Here is an 18191-nt window from a genome sequence, read left to right on the forward strand (position 1 = left end):
ACCCCCTCTACATTCGTAGAGTACGCTACGGCCATAGCGGGGGCAGTCGCCGGACCTCAGGCGAGCTGGATGGCCAGCGATCCAGCGACCAGCAGGCAGAGGCCGATCACCCGCTGGGCGGTCAGGGCGCTTCGCGGGAGCCGGAACAGGCCCCGGTGATCGATCAGCGCGGAAGTGGAACGACGGGGCAGGATGAACGAGACGACCGACGATCAGGACTTCGGGGTCAGCACCACCACCGCCGTGCGGGCGCTCAACGAGCTGGTCACCGAGGGCTTCCTGGTCCGGCAGCGCGGCCGGGGCACCTTCGTGGCCGACCGCCCGGCCCCCTCCTCCTCCGCCGCCCCGCGCGAACGCTCGATCGCCCACGTCATGTGCGGGAGCGGCCCGCACAACTCCGACGTGGTCGGCGGCATCGAGTCGGTCTCCGCCGAGCTCGGCTACCGCATGTTCCTGTCCAACTCCGGCGCCTCGGCCGCCGCCCAGGAACGCGCCCTGCGCCAGGCGCTCGACACCGGGGCCTAAGGGGTGATCCTCTACCCGCTCGACGAGCGCACCGAGTCGCCCGCCCTGGCCGAGCTGCGCCTGGTCGACCGCTACCTGCCCGACTTCCCGCCTGACGCGGTGCTCTTCGACAACTACTCCATCGGCTACCGGCTGACCGAGTACCTGTCGGCAAGGGCCACCGGCGCATCGGCACACTCTGGGACGAGATCGACGTCACCAGCGTCCGCGAGCGCATGACCGGCCATGTGCAGGCGCTGCGCACGCTCGGCGTGCCCGTGCACCCGGAGCTGACCGCAATGGTCTCCTACTACAAGCAGCCCGAGCTACAAGCAGCCCGAGGCGCGGCGGCACGACCTGCTCGCCACCCGCCTGAGCCGGAGCAACCCGCCGACCGTGCTGCTGTGCGCCAACGGCTTCGCCCTGGCCGCCGCCGCCCGCGACCTGGCCGGGATGGGGGTGGAGGTGCCCGGGCAGATGGAGCTGGCCGGGATGGCCGACGCCGGGCCCTTCGACCTGCTGAGGCACGCCCGGCCCGCCTGGGCGCGCGTGCCGAGTGGTCGGTGGCAGGCCCGTCTTGGCGGGCGTGTCCTGACATGTCTGGACGGGCCCGTCCGCCGGTGAGACAGTCGGCGGATGGCGCTCGATCTCGACGAGTGGATGACCCGCCTGTTCGTCCTCGGCATCGACGACGACTTCCTCGACGACCCCGCCGACAGCGTCGCCGTGATCACCGAGTTCCTCGCCCGCCCCGAGCGGGCCCTGGAGAACTACACTCCCGACGAGGTCAACAGCGGCCTGTGGCACCTGGCCGGCAACTCCGAGCTCTTCTTCGAGCTCTACCACCCGGCCGTGCCCCTGCCCGCCCGCCTGGCCTGCGCGGCGGGCATCCGCGAGCTGTACCGGCGGCTCTTCGAACCACACTGCGCGAGCGTCCTCGGCCACGACGACTCGCCGGGCCACACGCCGCTCAACTCGATCTGCTACATGTGGTGGGACACCCTCTCCACCTGGGGCCGTCCGAACGACCCCACCGCCCACCCGATCGACCAGGCCCTGCTCGCGGTCATGCGCGACACCCTCACCTCACCCAACGAGGCCTGCGTCGAGGGCGCGCTGCACGGCCTGGGGCACTGGCACGACAGCTACCCCGCCCAGGCCGAGAAGATCGTCGTGGACTACCTCGCCACCAAGCCCGTGATCAGCGAACCGCTCTACTACTACGCGCACGCCGCCAAACTCGGCCGCGTGATGTGACCGACCGCTCCGCGTAGAAGGTCGTGTTGCCCTCCACGGCGTTGCACATCCGGGCCTCGGCCTCGTGCGGCTGACCATGACGGTGATCTACGCGGGGCTGCACGATCCGCGCTGAGCCGGCCTCTGAACCTGTGCTTGCCGTACGGGCTCTAAGCTCTGCTCCCGTGGCGGACAAGCGCGAGACCGAGGTGGGCCGGAGTTCCGGGAGCGGGGAGCGTCCTTCATGACCCACCCCATCTCCCGGCGATCCGCCCTGCTGGGAGCCGCCGCCGTCGCCGGGCTCGCGCTGACCGGCGCCCCCGCCGAGGCGAGCGCGAGCGCCTTCCGAACCGCACGGCGGCGCTGGGTCGATCTGATGGCCGCCGACCCCACCAGGCTGGACGGCTCCGCCAACGCGGTCTGGCGCAAGCTGGACCCCGACCCCCGCCGCCCGAGCCTGTGGCGGGACCTCCCACTCGGCAACCCGGCGACCGGGAACTTCAACCGCTCCTACAACCGGCTGCGCACCCTCGCCCTGGGCTGGGCGACACCGGGCACCCGCATGCACGGCGACCGGCGGGTGGCCGAAGGGGCCGTCAAGGCCCTGGACTTCCTGCACCGCCACGCCTACAACGAGCACCTCGACCGGCGGGGCAGCAACTGGTACTGGTGGGAGATCGGCGTGCCCAGGTCGCTGACCGACACCTGCGCCCTGCTGTACGACGCCCTCCCCGACGACCGCCTGGCGCGCTGGTTACGCCCGCTGCGGCGCTGGTGCCCGGACGCCGACCACCGAGTGAGCATGCCGTCGGTCGTCGAGACCGGCGCCAACCGGGCGGGCAAGGCCATGGCGGTGGCGATGCACGGCGTGCTGACCCGCGACCCCCGCCTGATCAAGCTTGCCAGGGACGGCATCTCCGACCGGCGCGGCGGCGGCCGGTGGAGCCTCCTGCGCCTGACCAAGGGGCCGGGCGACGGTTTCTACCGCGACGGCTCCTTCATCCAGCATGACCTGTTCCCCTACACCGGCAGCTACGGCGTCGACTACCTGGACGGGCTCGCCAAGCTGATCACCCTGCTCTCCGGCTCGCCATGGGAGATCACCGATCCGGACGTGGCGAACGTCTTCGACATCGTGGACCGCTCCTTCGTCCCGATCATCTTCGACGGCCTGATGATGGACGGCCTGCGCGGCCGCCAGATCAGCGTCCAAGGTCACCGCGACCAAACCTCGGGCCAGCGCGCGATGGAGGCCATCCTCCACCTGCTCCCCGCCGCCCCGGCCGGGCACGCCGAGCGCTGGCGTCCGCTCGTCAAGGGCTGGCTCACCCGCAACCCCGCGCTCACGCCGCCGTCCGGCGCGGGCCCCATCCTGACCGACCCCTCCGTGCCCGTCGGGCCGCGCACGGTCGGCACGTACGTCTTCGCCGACATGGACCGCGTCGTGCACCGCCGCGCCACCTGGGCGTTCGCGATCTCCATGTCCTCCTCGCGCATCGCCGCGGTCGAGGGCATGAACCGGGAGAACCTGCACGGCTGGTACACCGCCGACGGCATGACCTACCTCTACACCGAGGACCTGACGCACTGGAACGACGAGCTCTGGCCCACCATCGACCCTTACCGGCTGCCCGGGACCACCGTGGACCGCCGCAGGCGCGCCGACCTCTCGCACGGCGCCCGCTACCGGCCGCCCACCCGGTGGGCCGGCGGCGTCGCCCTCGACAACCGGTACGGCGTGGCGGCCATGCAGGTGAACGCCGAGGGCTCGTCCCTGCGCGCCAAGAAGGCCTGGTTCCTCCTCGACGACACCGTCATCGCCCTCGGCGCCGGCATCACCGCCTCCGACGGCCGCCGCGTCGAGACCGTGGTCGAGAACCGCAACACCCACACCTCGCATCCGACGCTCACCCGCGGCGACGACTGGCTCCACCTGCCGGGCACGGCCGGTTACGTGCTGCTCGACTCCGCCCGCCTGAAGGTGATCCGCCAGAAGCGCACCGGCCGCTGGCGCGACATCGACCGCGGCGCCACCACCGGCGGCGACCGCGAGCGGCACACCCGGCACTACACCACGCTGCTGCTCGACCACGGTACCGACCCCGAGCGCGCCCGGTACGCCTACGCCGTCCTGCCCGGCGCCTCCGCCGAGGCCACGGCCGCCTTCTCTGCCCGTCCCCAGGTCGAGGTGCTCGCCAACTCCTCCAAGGTGCAGGCCGTCCAGGCCGGTGAGGTGCTGGCCGCCGTCTTCTGGCGGGCCGCCTCGGTGGCCGGCCTCACCGCGGACGGGCCATGCACGGTGCTGATCAGCCGGTGGGGCTCCTATGTCCGCCTCGCCGTCTCCGATCCGTCCAGATCGGTGAAGAAGGTCAGGATCACCCTGCCCTGGGCGGTCCAGTCCATCGAGGACGCCAGCCGTACCGTCCGGCTGCGAGGGCGCACCCTCACCGTGAAGGTAGGCGGCAGCCGCGGGCACGCCCACACGGCCACCCTCTGGCTGCCCCCTGGCCCGGTGCCACGCTTCCGGATGGAGCCGGTCTGACCGGGAACGTTCAGCCGGTCGCGACCCGGCGGAGGCAGCAAAGAAAGAAGCCCCAACTCGGTGATACCGAGCTGGGGCTTCTGTCAGGTGCGCCGCCAGGGACTCGAACCCCGGACCCGCTGATTAAGAGTCAGCTGCTCTAACCAACTGAGCTAGCGGCGCCTGCGGGGAGAAATATACCCGGCTTCGCGACGCGGGTCGAATCAGCGGCAATCAGGCCGCTCCTCCCCCGCCGACGAGCTTGGCGAAGACCACCGTGTTGTCGACGTAGTGCCTGGTCGTGGTGTTGAACGCGCCCCCACAGGTGATCAGCCGGAGGGCCGGGTAGCCCGGATCGCCGTACACCTTGCTCGCGGGGAAGTCGTCCTTCGGGTAGGTGGAGACCTTGGTGACGAGGAAGCGCAGCCGCTCGCCGTCCTTGCGGGTGACGTAGATCCGGTGGCCGGGCTCGAGCTGGTCGATCTTGTAGAAGATGGAGGGGCCCGTGGCGGTGTCGTAGTGCCCGAGAATGACGGCCGCGCCCTGGGCGCCCGGCTTGGGGCCGCCCTCGAACCAGCCGACCTTCCCCGTGTCGTTGAGCGGCGGGGCGGCGATCCTGCCCTTCTCCATGCCGACCCGGATGATGCGGGCGCCAAGGTTCAGGCTGGGGATCCGAAGAGTCGCGGGAGGGACGTCGGCGGCTTTGTCCTGGCGTCGGCGGGCCTTGTCGGCGCGCGCGGGCCCCATGACCGTGCCGTCCGTGGGACCGATGACCGTGCCGTCGGCGGACCCGACGGTGCCGTCGGCGGCCCTGGCTAGGTCTCCGTCGGCGGGCAGGTCGTCGGCGGGCAGGTCGCCGGGGGGCGTGTCGTCGAGGGGCCTGGCGGTCCGGTACAGCCTGACGAAGTCGGCCGAGGTGTTCCGGCGCCGCTCGTGCCCTCCCCGATGGGCGGCCTCGGCGCGCCGGTGCCTGTTCGCGTCCCGCCCAGGCTTGCGCGCGGGCTCAGGGGCCGCGGCCCGCCCGGCGTCCACGTGCGCGACGTGTGCGTGCGTGGCCTGCGCGGCCGTGGCGTGCACGTGAGTGGGGTGCGGGTGCGTGGCATGCGCGACGTGCGCGGGCGTGGCGTGCGCGGGCGCGACCTGCGTGGGCGCGGCGTGCGGGTGCGTGGCGTGCGCGGGCGCGACCTGCGTGGGCGTGGCGTGCGCGGGTACGGGGGCCAGCGCCAGGGGCGTGAGGGAGGCCGCCACGCCCAGGACGTGGCGGCCGATGAGGTATCCGATCATCACTTGCGGACAGTCGCCTTGGCCATGCCGCCGCCGCCGGTGTGCGGGCCATGGAAGCCGCCCTTCCAGGGGGGACCGCCGTTCCAGCAGTCCCCCCAGAACAGCCCGCAGCCGTGACCGCGGCCGTGGCCCCACCTACCGTTGCCGTTCCACTTGCCGCCGCCGTTCCAGTCATCGCCCGTGAGAACGATGCCGGCGGGGACGGTCTGCGCCGAAGCGGCCGTCGCCGTGGAGGCGACGCCGAAGCCAGCGGCCAGGATCAGGCCGGTGGCCGCAACTGCGATACGCATCGCTAATTCCTCTCTGAGTGACTATGAAGTCATTGCGGAAAATCCCCTCCCAAAGCACCCGCCGAACCGGCACAATCCGCTTCTTGTCATGACCATTACTGCATTAAGGCAGAACTGCGTTTATCGCCATTTCACATAACGCCACAGATAACTGCAATTCGGACTTAATGACCGCTCTGCTAGAATAAAGTTCGGCCACGCCAGACAGGAGCACCGATGTTCAACTCGCCCGCCGACGTGAGCGAGCGGCTCGCCGCCGTTGACTACCTCTCCGACGACTCCATCGCCACCTCGGTGTTCCTGGCCGCCGCGCTCGGCAAGCCGCTGCTGGCCGAAGGACCGGCGGGGGTGGGCAAGACCCAGCTGGCCAAGGCGGTCGCCCACGCGACGGACGCCGAGCTGATCAGGCTGCAGTGCTACGAGGGGCTCGACGAGGCCAGGGCGCTGTACGAGTGGAACTACAAGAAGCAGCTCCTGCGCATCCAGGCGACGAGCTCGGACGACGACATCTTCTCCGAGGAGTTCCTGCTGGAGCGGCCCCTGCTCAAGGCGATCAGGAGCGCCAGGCCCACCGTGCTGCTGATCGACGAGACCGACAAGGCCGACGTCGAGGTCGAGGGCCTGCTGCTGGAGCTGCTGTCGGACTTCCAGGTGACGATCCCCGAGCTGGGCACCATCGAGGCGACGCTGCGGCCGTTCGTCGTGCTCACCTCCAACGCCACGCGCGAGCTGTCAGAGGCGCTCAAGCGCCGCTGCCTCTACCTGCACATCGAGTACCCGACCGTGGAACGCGAGCGCGACATCGTGCTGTCGCAGGTGCCGACCCTGCCGGCCGATTTGGCCGAGCAGCTCGCCAGGACGGTGGCCACGCTGCGTGAGCTCGAACTGAAGAAGGCGCCCTCGGTCGCCGAGACCGTCGACTGGGCGCGCACGCTGCTGGCGCTCGGCCGCGAGGAGCTCGACGAGCAGACGGTCTCCGGCACGCTCGGCGTGGTGCTCAAACACGCCTCCGACCATTCGCGCGCCCGCAAGGAGCTGGGCCTGTGAGTGCCAGCGAACCAATCAACGGGCAAACCGATCAACATAGCAGCCTGGTGGACCGGCATGTCGGCTTCGTGCACGCGCTGCGGGAGGCGGGCCTGCCCGTGTCGCTGGCCGAGGGGCTCGACGCGGCCAGGGCGCTGCGGGTGATCGATCTGGCCGAGCGCGAGTCGCTGCGCGCCGCCTACGCGGCGACGCTGGTCAAGAAGCCCGCCTACCGGCCGGGCTTCGACGTGCTGTTCGACCTGTGGTTCCCGTCCTCCACCACCGGCCTGCGGTACGGCACGCAGGACCACGACCACGCCGATCCCCGTGAGCGCCTGGCCGAGCTGCTGCGCGGCTCGACGGACGCCGAGATGAGGGAGTTCGCCGGCGCGATGGTCGAGCGGTTCGGCCGCCAGCCCGCCGCGGAGGGCAGGCAGAACTGGTTCTCCTACAGCGTCATGCGGGCCCTGTCCCCCGACACCCTGATGGCGCGGCTCCTGCAGGGCGTGCCGCGGGGCGGTCTGGAGGAGAAGACCGCCAGGCAGCGCGTCAACGCCAACATCAGACGCTTCGAGGACGCCGTCGCCACCGACGTCAGGCGCAGGATCGCCGAGGATTCGGGGATCGAGCGCATCGCCCGCCACGCCGTACGGCCTCCGGTGGACCAGCTGGACTTCCTGCGGATCACCAGGGCCGACCTCGTCAGGCTGCGCAGAGAGGTGTATCCGCTGGCGCGCAGGCTGGCCGCGCGCCTGGCGATCAGGCACAAGCACGGCAGGCGGGGGCGCCTCGACTTCCGCAGGACGGTGCGGGCATCGCTGTCGACGGGGGGCGTGCCCATGGAGCCGAGGTTCAGGCCGCCGCGGCCGCACAAGCCCGAGCTGGTCATCCTGTGCGACACGAGCGATTCGGTCTCGTCGTTCGCGCATTTCACGCTGCTGCTCACCTACGCGTTGCGGGAGCAGTTCACGAAGGTGCGCGCGTTCGGGTTCGTCGACACCGTGGATGAGATCACCCGGTTCTTCGCGCCGGGCGGTGACGTCGGCGAGGCGCTGGCCAAACTAGCGACAGAAGCGAATATGTCGCGATTTGGGCGAACGAATTATGGGCGGGCTTTCGAGGAGTTCGCGAAGAACGACGCGGTCGGGCCCAAGACCAGTCTGCTGATCCTCGGCGACGCGCGCTCCAACTACCAGCCGCCCGCCCTCGACACGCTGAAGCGGCTGGCGAGCGGTGCCAGGCACGCGTACTGGCTCAATCCCGAACCGCGACAGCAGTGGGACAGCGGCGACTCGCTCGCCACCGCCTACGGCTCGATCGTGCCGATGCGCGAGTGCCGCACCATCACCCAGCTCGCGCAGTTCATAGAAGAGCTCGCCTAGCCAGCTCCCGCGCCGCCGTACGGGCGAGCAGTTCGATCTGCTCGTCGCTCAGCACCACCCTGTCGGCCTTCTTGATCACCCGGGCCGCCACGGAGGGCTTGACCAGCGTGAGGCCCTCGCCGTTCACGACGCCGCCGCGCGGCAGCGTGCCGCAGTGGACGGCCAGCATCGGCTGGATGCTCAGCGCGATCCCGGTCTCTTTGCCGAGCAGCTCGGCGAAGGCCTGGGCGGTGGCGACCAGCGGCTTGGCGACCTGGGAGCCGTACTTCTCGCCGATGAACAGCCGCCCGCCGTAGGCCGCGATGTCGGTGTCGGGCGACCACGACTCGTTGTCCACGATCCAGACGCCGCCGGGACCGATGACCAGGTGGTCGATGGAGGCCTGGCCGCGGATCGCCCTGCCCTGCAGGATGCGGTAGCCGGCTCGGTCGAGGCCGCGCTTGAGCTTGCGCTGGGTGATCACCTCGCCGCGGCGGCGGCCGCGCCAGACGGAGGTGGCGTTGAAGTTGTACCAGACGATGCCCCAGTCGAGGGCGGCCGCGAGACCCGCGCACAGGAGCGCGACGGCGGGCGGCCACGGGAGGTCGAAGCGGAAGGCCAGCGCCAGCCCCGCGACGAGCCCCACGCCCGCCTTGATCGCCCTGGAGCGCTGCCGGTTCTTCAGGTCCTCGCGGAACAGCTTCTCGTACCACCACTGCGGGGACGAACCTGTGAACTTCTCGTCCTGCTGCACGTAGATCGAGCCACCGGGCACGGCAAACTCCCCGAGATCAGTAGGTCAACCATGGATCTGCCACGCCGAAGATCCCTCGCTGGTCATGAGATACCCAAGGTAAGCCTAACTTAGCCGTGAGGAGGCCCTTCCGCAATGCTCAACCGACCAGTCGGTATGCTGTTGACCATGGCACAGGAAGAACCGGTCAGACAGCGGCTGTTGTCCGAGGCGACGCGGCTGTTCGCCGACCGCGGCTTCGAGAGCACGTCGGTGCAGGAGATCGTGGTCGCGGCCGGGGTCACCAAGGGGGCGATGTACCACTATTTCGACTCCAAGGATGATCTGCTGCACGAGATCTATGGTCGCGTGCTCCGGATGCAGATGGACCGGCTCACGAAGATCGCCGACGGCCCCGGCAGCGTGTCCGAGCGCTTGCACGCGGCGGCGGCCGACGTCGTGGAGACCACGGCCGACAACCTCGACGACTCCAAGATCTTCTTCAGGTCGATGCACCTGCTCGCCCCCGAGACGCAGAAGACGGTCAGGTCCGAGCGCCGCCGCTACCACGAGCGCTTCCGCGACCTGGTGGCCGAGGGGCAGCGGCAGGGCGTGTTCCGCTCCGACGTGCCCGCCGAGATCGTCGTCGACTACTTCTTCGGCTCGGTCCACCACCTCGGCACCTGGTACCACGCCGAGGGCGCGCTGTCGGGCGCCCAGGTCGGCGCGCATTTCGCCGACCTGCTGCTCACGTCGCTGCGCCCGAATCAACGGTAGCTAGACGGGCCCCGGCAGGTCGGCGAGCGGGGCCAGCGCGTCCCTGTGGTCACCGGGCGTGCCGAGAGCGAGCTCGGTGGCCTTGGCGCGTTTGAGGTACAGGTGGATGGGATGCTCCCAGGTCATCCTGATGCCGCCGTGCAGCTGCACCGCCTCCTCCGCCGCGTGCACCGCCACGCCCGCGTTCCACGCCTGCGCGACCGCCGCCGACATCGGGGTGGAGTCGGTGGCCCCGCGAGCGGCCGCCCTGGCCCTGACGACGTCGAGCCACAGGTCGGCGAGCCGGTGCTTGATCGCCTGGAAGGAGCCGACGGGCCTGGCGAACTGGTGGCGCTCCTTGACGTAGGCGAGCGTCGCCTCCAGGCACCACTCGGCCACACCGAGCTGCTCGGAGGCCAGCAGCCCCGCCCCGAACCGCAGGGTCGCGGCCAGATCGAACCCGCCGCCCAGCGGCTCGGCGGCGGCACCGTCGAACGTGACGTGCGCGATCGGCCTGGTCAGGTCGAGCGAGGGCACGACCTCGACGCGGGCCTCGGCCGCGCGCACCGCGTGCAGGTCGCCGCCGACCGGCACCAGCAGCACGTCGGCCACCTCCGCACCGGCGACCGCGCGAACCTGTCCGGTCAGCTTCCCGTCCGCGAGGGTGACCGTCGCCCCCGTCTCCCTGTACGGCGAGGCCGCGAACGGCACGACGAGCGCCGCCGCGCTCTCGCCCTCGGCCAGCTCGCGCAGCAGGGCCGCGGCGCCCACCTGGAGCAGGGCGTGGGTGGCGAGCACCGAGCTGGTGAAGAACGGGACCGGCGTCACTCCTCTGCCCAGCTCCTCCAGCACGGCCGCCGCCTCACGCGCGGAGGCGCCCGCCCCGCCGTACTCCTCGGGGATCAGCAGCCCCGCCACGCCGATGTCACGCGCCAGCGTCTTCCACAGGTCCAGGTCGTAGGGCGCGCCCTCGACCCTGGCCAGCACCGCGGACGGCGGGCAGCGGTCGGCGAGCAGGTCGCGGACGGCGGCCCGCAGCTCCTGCTCGACGTCGGTGTAGAGCAGCGTCATCGCGGCAGGTCCTTCCACGGCACGTCCTTGTCGACGCGGGGTTCGGAGGGCAGGCCGAGCACGCGCTCGGCGATGATGTTGCGCAGGATCTCCGAGGTGCCGCCCTCGATCGAGTTGCCCTTGGCGCGCAGGTAACGGTAGCCCGGGCCGCGGCCCAGGAAGTCGACGGAGTCGGAGCGGCGGAAGGCCCAGTCGTCGTAGCCGAGGTCGCGGTGGAACTCCACCTCGAACCCGGTCAGCGCCTGGTTGAGCTTGGCGAACGACAGCTTCATGCCCGAGCCCTCGGGTCCTGGCTGTCCCGCGGCGAGCTGTTCGCGCAGCCGTACCCCTGAAAGGCGGGTGACCTCGGCCTCCACCCACAGCGCGAGCAACCGCTGGTGCAGGTCGTGGGTGCGCAGCTCGGGGTGCTCGCGCCAGGCGTCGGCGACCAGGCCGACCATGCCGCCGCCCTTGCGGACGGGCGCGCCGCCGATGGCCACGCGCTCGTTCATGAGCGTGGTCTGGGCGACCCGCCAGCCGTCGCCGACCTCGCCGAGCCGCAGGTCGTCCGGCAGCCGCACGCCGGTGAGGAAGACCTCGTTGAACTCGGCCTCGCCGGTGATCTGCCGCAGCGGGCGCACGTCGACGCCGGGGGCGTGCATGTCGCAGATGAAGTACGTCAGGCCGCGGTGCTTGGGCAGGTCGGGGTCGGTCCTGGCGACGAGGATGGCCCAGCGGGAGTGGTGGGCGCCGGACGTCCACACCTTCTGGCCGTCGACGACCCATTCGTCGCCGTCCCTGACGGCCCTGGTCGCCAGCGTGGCCAGGTCGGAGCCCGCGCCCGGCTCGCTGAAGAGCTGGCACCAGATCTCCTCGCCCGTCCAGAGCGGTCGCAGGAAGCGCTTCTTCTGCTCCTCGGTGCCGAACGCGAGGATGGTCGGGGCGGCCATGCCGAGGCCGATGCCCTGCACGCCGGTGTCGGGCTGCGGGGTGTGCGCGAGCGCGCGCTCGACCTCCTGCTGCAGCTCGCGCGGCGCGCCCAGCCCGCCGAGGCCCACGGGGAAGTGCACCCACGCCAGCCCTGCGTCGAAGCGGGCGCGCAGGAACTCCAGCCGGTCGACGGGGGCGTCCTCGAGGAACCTGTCGACTACATCCACTTCTTCAGCTCCCTGTGGGCGAGCGAACGCTTGTGCACCTCGTCGGGCCCGTCGGCGAAGCGCAGCGACCGCGCGCCCGCCCAGAGCCCGGCGAGCGGGAAGTCCTGGCTGACGCCGCCCGCGCCGTGGACCTGGATGGCCTTGTCGAGAATCCACTCCACCTCACGCGGCGTGGCGATCTTGATGGCCTGGATCTCGGTGTGGGCGCCCTTGTTGCCGACGGTGTCCATCAGCCACGCGGTCTTGAGCACCAGCAGCCTGAGCTGCTCGACCCTGACCCTGGACTCGGCGATCCAGTCCTGGACCACGCCCTGCTCGGCGATCGTCTTGCCGAAGGCGGTGCGCTGGAGCGCCCGCCTGCACATCAGCTCGATCGCCCGCTCGGCCATGCCGATCATGCGCATGCAGTGGTGGATCCGGCCGGGGCCCAGCCTGGCCTGGGCGATCGCGAAGCCGCCGCCCTCCTCGCCGATCAGGTTGTCGACGGGCACCCGCACGTCCTCGAACACCACCTCGGCGTGGCCGCCGTGGTCGGCGTCGCTGTAGCCGAAGACGTGCATGCCGCGCTTGATGTGCAGGCCGGGGGTGTCGCGAGGGACGAGAACCATGCTCTGCTGACGGTGCTTGGGCGCGTCGGGGTTGGTCTTGCCCATGACGATGAGGATCTTGCAGTTCGGGTTCATCGCGCCGGAGATGAACCACTTGCGGCCGTTGATGACGTACTCCGCGCCGTCCTTGACGATCTGCGTGGAGATGTTGGTGGCGTCGGAGGAGGCGACGTCGGGCTCGGTCATCGCGAACGCCGAGCGGATCTCGCCGTCGAGCAGCGGACGCAGCCACTCCTTGCGCTGCCACTCGCTGCCGAACATCGACAGCACTTCCATGTTGCCCGTGTCGGGCGCGGCGCAGTTGGTCGCGGTGGGCGCGATCCTCGGGCTCCTGCCCATGATCTCGGCCAGCGGCGCGTACTGCACGTTCGTCAGCCCGGCGCCGTGCTCGCCCGGCAGGAAGAGGTTCCACAGGCCTCTCCTGCGCGCCTCCTCCTTCAGATCGGCCATCAGCGGCGGGCTGCTCCAGCCGCTGGCCGCCGCCTGCTCCTCGAAGGCCTCCTCGGCCGGGTGGACGCATTCGTCCATGAAGCGCAGCAGTCGCTCGCGCAGGTCCTCGGTGACGGTGTCGAAGGCGAAGTCCATGTCCTGACCCTACCGACCGGCCGGTATGCGTGTCGACAAGTGGTCCCGAGGAAAACCGGCCGGGTGGCCATAAGCGCAGGTGGGAGCCGTCGGTATGGTGTGCCGCATGACCGCGAAGATCCCCACCCCCGTGGTGCTCGAAAACGACGTCGTACGGCTCGAGCCGCTCTCCCTCGGCCACATCCCCGACCTGTTCGAGGCGGGCGGCGGGGACGACGAGGTGTGGCGCTGGATGCCCGTCGCCACGCCGCGCACACCCGAGGAGCTCACGGCGGCCGCCTCCGCGATCATCGAGAGCGACAAGTTCGCGGGCCACACGGTCATCCTCAGGTCGAGCGGCAAGGCCGTCGGCTGGACGACCTACTGCGACGTGCCCGGCTTCGACCAGAGCATCGAGATCGGCTGGACCTGGTACGGCAGGGCGGTGTGGCGCACGGCGGTCAACACCGCGTGCAAGGTGATGCTGATCGACCACGCCTTCGACGTGATCGGCTACAACAGGGTGCAGCTGAAGACCGACCACCTGAACACCAGGTCGCAGGCGGCGATCAGGCGGATCGGCGGGGTGCACGAGGGGACGCTGCGCCGCAACCGGCAGCGGCCCGACGGGACGTGGCGGGACGCCGTGGTGTTCGGCATCCTGCCCGAGGAGTGGCCGTCACACCGCGCCCGCCTCCTCGGTTCCCACGCCTGACCCGACTCAGCTCCGATCCGCTGCTGCGGGCGATGGATGAGGTACTGGAATGGACGCCTCAGGCAGCGGGCGGGACTGGTCGGGGGCCAGCCGCCCGAGTGTGACAGTCCCGCCGATGGTCAGCGCCGCGGCCAGCAGCGCCGGCAGCGCCGTCGAGGGTGAGGTGGGCAGCGGCTCGCCGAGCAGGATCGCCCCCGCCAGCACCGAGGTGATCGGGTCGATGACCTGCACGCCCGCGTAGGCGATGCCGAAGTAGCCGACCGCGTAGGAGCGCTGGAGCAGGACGACCGCGAAGACCAGCATCGTCGGGATGACCAGCGTGAACCAGTGGACCAGCCTGGACAGGTCACCGTTCAGACCGCCGCCGACGACCCGCACGAACGTGGACACGGTCGCGGTCACCACGCCCGCCCCGACCGACAGCAGCAGCGCCTTGGTCGCGCCCGTGGTTCTGGCCGCCGCGAGGTTGGCGACCAGCACGATCAGTCCGATGACCGCCAGGAAGCCCAGCGCGGCGGGTGTGGACAGCACGGGCGGCACGTCGGTGTGCGGGACCAGCAGCGTCAGCCACAGCAATCCCACCGCGACGGCGATGGATCCGAAGATCTCCGCCTTGTACGGCTTGCGGCCGTACAGGTAGGCGGCCAGCGGCACCGCGAACACCAGCGTCGCCACCGACACCGGCTGCACGACCACCAGCGGCGCGAAACTCAGCGCCACCGCGTGCAGGCTGGCGCCGGTGAATCCGATGACGCCGCCGATCCACCAGCGCGGGCGCTTCACCAGTTTGAGCGAGGCGCCCTCGGTGACCGCCTCGAACTGCTGCAACGCAGCTCCGACGGCGTATCCCAGTGCCCCAGCGAGGGCGATGATCAGGCCGACCCAGGTCATGGGCGCCCACGCAGGGGCAGGTTCACGAGCATTGCTCCAGCTTAAAGCGCCGACCGCGTCGCTCGAATCAGACTTTAGGAGGACCTCTCGGGACATACGCAGAACAGATGACCCTCGGGGTCCTGCATGACCACCCAGCTGTCGCCGGGCTGGAAGTCGGGCTTGGTGGCACCGAGGGCCTCGTACTCCTCGACCGCCTTGGCCACGTCAGGCACCCGGAAGTCGAGGTGGAACTGCTTGTCGTCGCTCGGCCAGGCGGGGGCCTTGTAGCCGGGGATGCGGCCGAAGTAGATCGTCGTCGTTCCGTCGCCGAGGGCGGAGTACTCGGCCTCGGCGACCTGGATCTCGAAACCGGTGATCTGGTGCCAGAACTCGGCCATGCGAACGGGGTCTTCGCAGTCGATGGTGACGGCGATGAGGCTTGCCTTCGTTGTCATGCGGCGCAGTCTTCCGCACATACCTGTCAGGTCATGTCAGGTACAGAAAGCAAGAGTTCCTAGGAATTTGCCTAATCTTCCTAGGCAAGCTACGGTCCCCCGCATGAAGCACAACGGATGGGCAGACGAGCGGTTCGGCGCGGTCGCGGACGCCTTCGGCCGGAACTTCGCCGACTACGGTGAACTCGGCGCGGCCGTCACCGTGTTCGTCGGCGGACGCAAGGTCGTGGACCTGTGGGGCGGGATCGCGGACGAGCGGACCGGCCGCCCGTGGACGCAGGACACGATTTCCCCGGTCTTCTCCTGCGCCAAGGGTGTCGTCAGCATCTGCGCCCACCTCCTCGCGCAGGAGGGACGGCTGGACCTCGACGCTCCGGTGGCCCGGTACTGGCCGGAGTTCGCGCGGGGCGGCTCCGCACGGGGTGACTCCGCACGGGGTGACTTCGTGCAGGGCGGCTTCGTGCGGGGTGGCAAGGAGGGGATCACCACGCGCATGGTGCTCGGGCACCGTGCGGGGATGCCCGTCCTCGACCGCGTCCTGACCTTCGAGGAGATCGCCTCCTGGATGCCGGTGGTGCGCGCGATGGAGGAGCAGGAGCCGCTGTGGGAGCCCGGCACGGCGCACGAGTACCACGGGCACGTCTTCGGCTTTCTCGTCGGCGAGGTGATCCGGCGGATCACCGGGCGCACGCCGGGCGCGTTCTTCCGCGAGGTCATCGGCGACAAGCTGGGGCTGCCGACCTGGATCGGCCTGCCGGACAGCGAGGCCGGGCGGCTGGCCAGGCTGGTCGAGGCCGCGGGACGGCCGACGATGCCCGGCCCCGAGTCGCTCGTCATGCGCACGGTGACGATGAACGGCGCCTTCGCCTTCCCCGGCCTCGACGAACCTCACGGCTGGAACGATCCCGCGCTGCTCCGGGCCGAGATTCCCGGGGCGGGCGCGGTCTCCTCGGCCGGCGGCCTGGCGGGCCTGTACGCGGCGGCCGCGACCGGAGTCGACGGCTCGGCGCGGCTGCTCACCCCGAACACCGTCACGGACGCGGTGCGGGAGCTGACGGCCGGAGCCTCGTGGTCGGGCTTCCCGGACGTGGGCGCCCGCTGGGGGACGGGCTTCCTGCTCGACTCACCCCGGTTCCGGCCCATGCTCGGCGGGCGCAGCTTCGGCAACGACGGCGCGGGCGGCCAGTTCGCCTTCGGGGACGACGAGTTCGGGGTCGGCTTCGGCTACGTCGCCAACCGGATGATCGGCCACGGCGACGCGCGCGCCAACCGGCTCATCGCGGCGGTACGGGAGAGCCTGGGCGACTGACGGTCTCCCGCCCACGGCAGCACATGACCAAGTCCATGGCCTGCCGCATCGCCCCCCGTACGTCCTCGGGAGCGTCGCCGCGCCGAAGGGCGGCCAGCGCCGCGGCGCTCACCGCACCGACCAGCGCGCCCACCAGAGCGGCGGCGGCGATCGGATCGAGGCCGTCAGGGTAGGCCTCGTGCAGCGCACGGGCCACCTCGTCCTGCGCGGCGACGTACCGCTGCAGCATCCGCGCCTGCAGCACCGGCGACGAGCCCGCCAGGCGGACCCGGAGCGCCGCGAGCCCGCTGGTCAGATCACCGTCCCAGCTGTTGGCGATCATCCGGTCCATCGCCCGCACGAGAACCTGGGGAAACCCCTCGCCGGGACGCCGCTCGGCGATCACGCGCAGCGCGAGGTCGATCCGCACGTCGGCGTTGGCGAAGAGCACGTCCTCCTTCGCCTGGAAGTGGAGGAAGAAGGTGCGGGTGGACACGTCGGCCGCCTCGGCGATCTCGGCCACGGTGACGTTCTCGTAGCCCTTCTCCTCGAACAGGCGGACCGCCGCCTCGATCAGCGCCTGCCGTGTGCGCTGCTTCTTGCGCTCCCGCAACCCCGGGCTCTCACTCATGCCCGCATCCTATTGCATTCCATGCATTACTTCATGCTATGTATTGATTCATCGAATGCAGCGAAATGGAGGACATCATGGGAAGCCTGGACGGACGCGTCGTGCTCATCACCGGGGCCGGGCGGGGCATCGGGCGGGAGGAGGCGCTGTACATGGCCGCCGAAGGCGCCAAGGTCGTCGTCAACGACCCCGGTGTCGCCATCGACGGCTCAGGCGGCGACACCGGCGTGGCGGCCGCAGTGGTCGAGGAGATCGTCGCCCGCGGCGGACAGGCCGTGGCCAACACCGACAGCGTCGCCGACTGGCACGGCCCGCAGCGCATGGTGGAGGCGGCCCTGCGAGCCTTCGGCGACCTCCACGTCGTCGTCAACAACGCGACCATCGAACGGAACCGGGGGCTCGCCGACCTGACCGAGGAGGAGTTCGACGACGTCATCGCCGTGAAGCTGAAGGGCACGTTCGCGGTCACCCGATGGGCCGCCCGGCACTGGCGCGAACGGTTCGACGCCGGGGTCCGCGTCGACCGCGCCGTCATCAACACCTCCTCGGGCTCCGGTCTGCTCAACCCGCTGCCCACCCAGGCCTCCTACGCGGCCGGCAACGCGGGCGTCGCGGCGCTGACCGTCGTCGGAGCGCTCGAACTCGGCCGCTACGGCGTGCGGGTCAACTGCCTGTCGCCTTCCATGGCCCGCACCAGGCTCACCCTCGAGGTCCCCGGCATGCGCGAGGAGCCACCGGCGGACGGCTTCGATCCCCTGCACCCCTCCACCAGCGCGCCCATCGCCGCCTACCTGGCCACCGCCACGTGCCCGCTCACCGGTCAGGTGCTGTCCGTCCGGGGCGGCTCGGTCGCGGTCAACCACGGCTGGTCGCGTGGCGGGCACGTGCACAAGGACGGCCTGTGGACCGTCGGCGAACTCGCCGAGCAGCTGCCGAGGGTGCGGATGGACGACCCCTTCGACAAGCTGGCCGACGCGTTGGGCGGCGCCCTCGGCCCCAGCGGCCAGGCCCGGCTCCAGGAGATGATCAACACCCTCCTCGACGGCTGACGGGTAGGGTGTGTCCGTGCCGTTCTTCATCATCTCTCCGCCCGCCGCGCGCTAGCGGGCGGCACCCTTCCTGATTTCTCCGGATCCAAG

General features: G+C 70.6%; 21 protein-coding genes and 1 tRNA gene. 11 read left to right on the forward strand and 11 right to left on the reverse strand.

All coding sequences use genetic code 11. The features are described from left to right. Positions 1–56: 56 nt before the first annotated feature. Positions 57–194, reverse strand: a complete 138-nt coding sequence (locus tag ACFXJ8_RS35920) for a DMT family transporter (RefSeq protein WP_379648785.1) — start codon at positions 192–194, stop codon at positions 57–59. On the opposite strand from ACFXJ8_RS35920, the gene ACFXJ8_RS35925 reads away from it, so the two are divergent. From ACFXJ8_RS35925 to ACFXJ8_RS35945, 5 genes are all read left to right on the forward strand, one after another. Then, on the forward strand, positions 193–525 hold the full coding sequence (locus tag ACFXJ8_RS35925) for a GntR family transcriptional regulator (RefSeq protein WP_379648704.1): 333 nt from the start codon (positions 193–195) through the stop codon (positions 523–525). The two genes, ACFXJ8_RS35920 and ACFXJ8_RS35925, sit on opposite strands and share 2 nt — an antisense overlap. A gap of 3 nt (positions 526–528) precedes the next feature. Next, complete coding sequence (locus ACFXJ8_RS35930; protein ID WP_379648706.1) at positions 529–744, forward strand: hypothetical protein; 216 nt, start codon at positions 529–531, stop codon at positions 742–744. Between the two features lie 156 nt (positions 745–900). Then, a complete protein-coding gene (locus ACFXJ8_RS35935; protein WP_379648708.1) occupies positions 901–1128 on the forward strand; it encodes a hypothetical protein in 228 nt (75 codons plus the stop codon). A 12-nt stretch (positions 1129–1140) separates the two neighbouring features. Beyond that, positions 1141–1761: a hypothetical protein gene (locus ACFXJ8_RS35940; RefSeq protein WP_379648709.1), complete on the forward strand. Its 621-nt coding sequence runs from the start codon at positions 1141–1143 to the stop codon at positions 1759–1761. A gap of 223 nt (positions 1762–1984) precedes the next feature. After that, the gene (locus ACFXJ8_RS35945; RefSeq protein ID WP_379648711.1) at positions 1985–4282 is read left to right on the forward strand and encodes a polysaccharide lyase 8 family protein; all 2298 of its coding nucleotides are present in this window, start codon (positions 1985–1987) and stop codon (positions 4280–4282) included. A gap of 88 nt (positions 4283–4370) precedes the next feature. Here the strand turns inward: ACFXJ8_RS35945 and ACFXJ8_RS35950 are convergent. From ACFXJ8_RS35950 to ACFXJ8_RS35960, 3 genes are all read right to left on the reverse strand, one after another. Further along, positions 4371–4444 (reverse strand) — tRNA-Lys (locus ACFXJ8_RS35950). Positions 4445–4495: 51 nt separating this feature from the next. After that, entirely contained in the window at positions 4496–5545 is a 1050-nt protein-coding gene (locus ACFXJ8_RS35955) for a class F sortase (protein WP_379648787.1), read from the reverse strand. Further along, entirely contained in the window at positions 5545–5835 is a 291-nt protein-coding gene (locus ACFXJ8_RS35960) for a hypothetical protein (protein WP_379648713.1), read from the reverse strand. Before ACFXJ8_RS35960 ends, ACFXJ8_RS35955 begins: the two co-directional genes overlap by 1 nt. Positions 5836–6051: 216 nt before the next feature. Between ACFXJ8_RS35960 and ACFXJ8_RS35965 the strand changes: the two genes are divergently transcribed. Together ACFXJ8_RS35965 and ACFXJ8_RS35970 are read left to right on the forward strand one after the other, a co-directional pair. Continuing rightward, a complete protein-coding gene (locus ACFXJ8_RS35965; protein WP_379648715.1) occupies positions 6052–6882 on the forward strand; it encodes an AAA family ATPase in 831 nt (276 codons plus the stop codon). A gap of 47 nt (positions 6883–6929) precedes the next feature. Further along, entirely contained in the window at positions 6930–8243 is a 1314-nt protein-coding gene (locus tag ACFXJ8_RS35970; protein WP_379648716.1) for a VWA domain-containing protein, read from the forward strand. Here ACFXJ8_RS35970 and ACFXJ8_RS35975 read toward each other — a convergent pair. Then, a complete protein-coding gene (locus ACFXJ8_RS35975; RefSeq protein ID WP_379648718.1) occupies positions 8224–8997 on the reverse strand; it encodes a nuclease-related domain-containing protein in 774 nt (257 codons plus the stop codon). The genes ACFXJ8_RS35970 and ACFXJ8_RS35975 overlap by 20 nt on opposite strands. 147 nt (positions 8998–9144) lie before the next feature. Between ACFXJ8_RS35975 and ACFXJ8_RS35980 the strand changes: the two genes are divergently transcribed. After that, complete coding sequence (locus tag ACFXJ8_RS35980; RefSeq protein WP_379648720.1) at positions 9145–9732, forward strand: TetR/AcrR family transcriptional regulator; 588 nt, start codon at positions 9145–9147, stop codon at positions 9730–9732. On the opposite strand, the gene ACFXJ8_RS35985 is transcribed toward ACFXJ8_RS35980, so the two are convergent. The 3 genes from ACFXJ8_RS35985 to ACFXJ8_RS35995 are packed head-to-tail and all read right to left on the reverse strand — an operon-like array spanning position 9733 to position 13111. Next, positions 9733–10782: an acyl-CoA dehydrogenase family protein gene (locus ACFXJ8_RS35985; RefSeq protein WP_379648788.1), complete on the reverse strand. Its 1050-nt coding sequence runs from the start codon at positions 10780–10782 to the stop codon at positions 9733–9735. Then, the gene (locus ACFXJ8_RS35990) at positions 10779–11918 is read right to left on the reverse strand and encodes an acyl-CoA dehydrogenase family protein (RefSeq protein ID WP_379648722.1); all 1140 of its coding nucleotides are present in this window, start codon (positions 11916–11918) and stop codon (positions 10779–10781) included. Before ACFXJ8_RS35990 ends, ACFXJ8_RS35985 begins: the two co-directional genes overlap by 4 nt. Then, positions 11909–13111 (reverse strand): acyl-CoA dehydrogenase family protein, encoded by a 1203-nt coding sequence (locus ACFXJ8_RS35995; protein WP_379648724.1) that lies wholly within the window; start codon positions 13109–13111, stop codon positions 11909–11911. The genes ACFXJ8_RS35990 and ACFXJ8_RS35995 overlap by 10 nt, the downstream gene beginning before the upstream one ends. 106 nt (positions 13112–13217) lie before the next feature. Between ACFXJ8_RS35995 and ACFXJ8_RS36000 the strand changes: the two genes are divergently transcribed. Further along, entirely contained in the window at positions 13218–13805 is a 588-nt protein-coding gene (locus tag ACFXJ8_RS36000) for a GNAT family N-acetyltransferase (RefSeq protein WP_379648726.1), read from the forward strand. Between the two features lie 6 nt (positions 13806–13811). Here ACFXJ8_RS36000 and ACFXJ8_RS36005 read toward each other — a convergent pair whose 3' ends face one another. Further along, positions 13812–14696, reverse strand: a complete 885-nt coding sequence (locus ACFXJ8_RS36005; RefSeq protein ID WP_379648728.1) for a hypothetical protein — start codon at positions 14694–14696, stop codon at positions 13812–13814. A gap of 74 nt (positions 14697–14770) precedes the next feature. Next, the gene (locus tag ACFXJ8_RS36010) at positions 14771–15133 is read right to left on the reverse strand and encodes a VOC family protein (RefSeq protein WP_379648729.1); all 363 of its coding nucleotides are present in this window, start codon (positions 15131–15133) and stop codon (positions 14771–14773) included. A 103-nt stretch (positions 15134–15236) separates the two neighbouring features. Between ACFXJ8_RS36010 and ACFXJ8_RS36015 the strand changes: the two genes are divergently transcribed. Beyond that, positions 15237–16442: a serine hydrolase domain-containing protein gene (locus ACFXJ8_RS36015; RefSeq protein WP_379648731.1), complete on the forward strand. Its 1206-nt coding sequence runs from the start codon at positions 15237–15239 to the stop codon at positions 16440–16442. Here the strand turns inward: ACFXJ8_RS36015 and ACFXJ8_RS36020 are convergent. After that, the gene (locus tag ACFXJ8_RS36020; protein ID WP_379648733.1) at positions 16408–17052 is read right to left on the reverse strand and encodes a TetR/AcrR family transcriptional regulator; all 645 of its coding nucleotides are present in this window, start codon (positions 17050–17052) and stop codon (positions 16408–16410) included. The genes ACFXJ8_RS36015 and ACFXJ8_RS36020 overlap by 35 nt on opposite strands. Before the next feature lie 77 nt (positions 17053–17129). On the opposite strand from ACFXJ8_RS36020, the gene ACFXJ8_RS36025 reads away from it, so the two are divergent. After that, the gene (locus ACFXJ8_RS36025) at positions 17130–18101 is read left to right on the forward strand and encodes an SDR family NAD(P)-dependent oxidoreductase (protein ID WP_379648735.1); all 972 of its coding nucleotides are present in this window, start codon (positions 17130–17132) and stop codon (positions 18099–18101) included. Positions 18102–18191 lie beyond the last annotated feature (90 nt).

Source organism: Nonomuraea sp. NPDC059194, from assembly GCF_042754765.1.
Taxonomy (GTDB): domain Bacteria; phylum Actinomycetota; class Actinomycetes; order Streptosporangiales; family Streptosporangiaceae; genus Nonomuraea.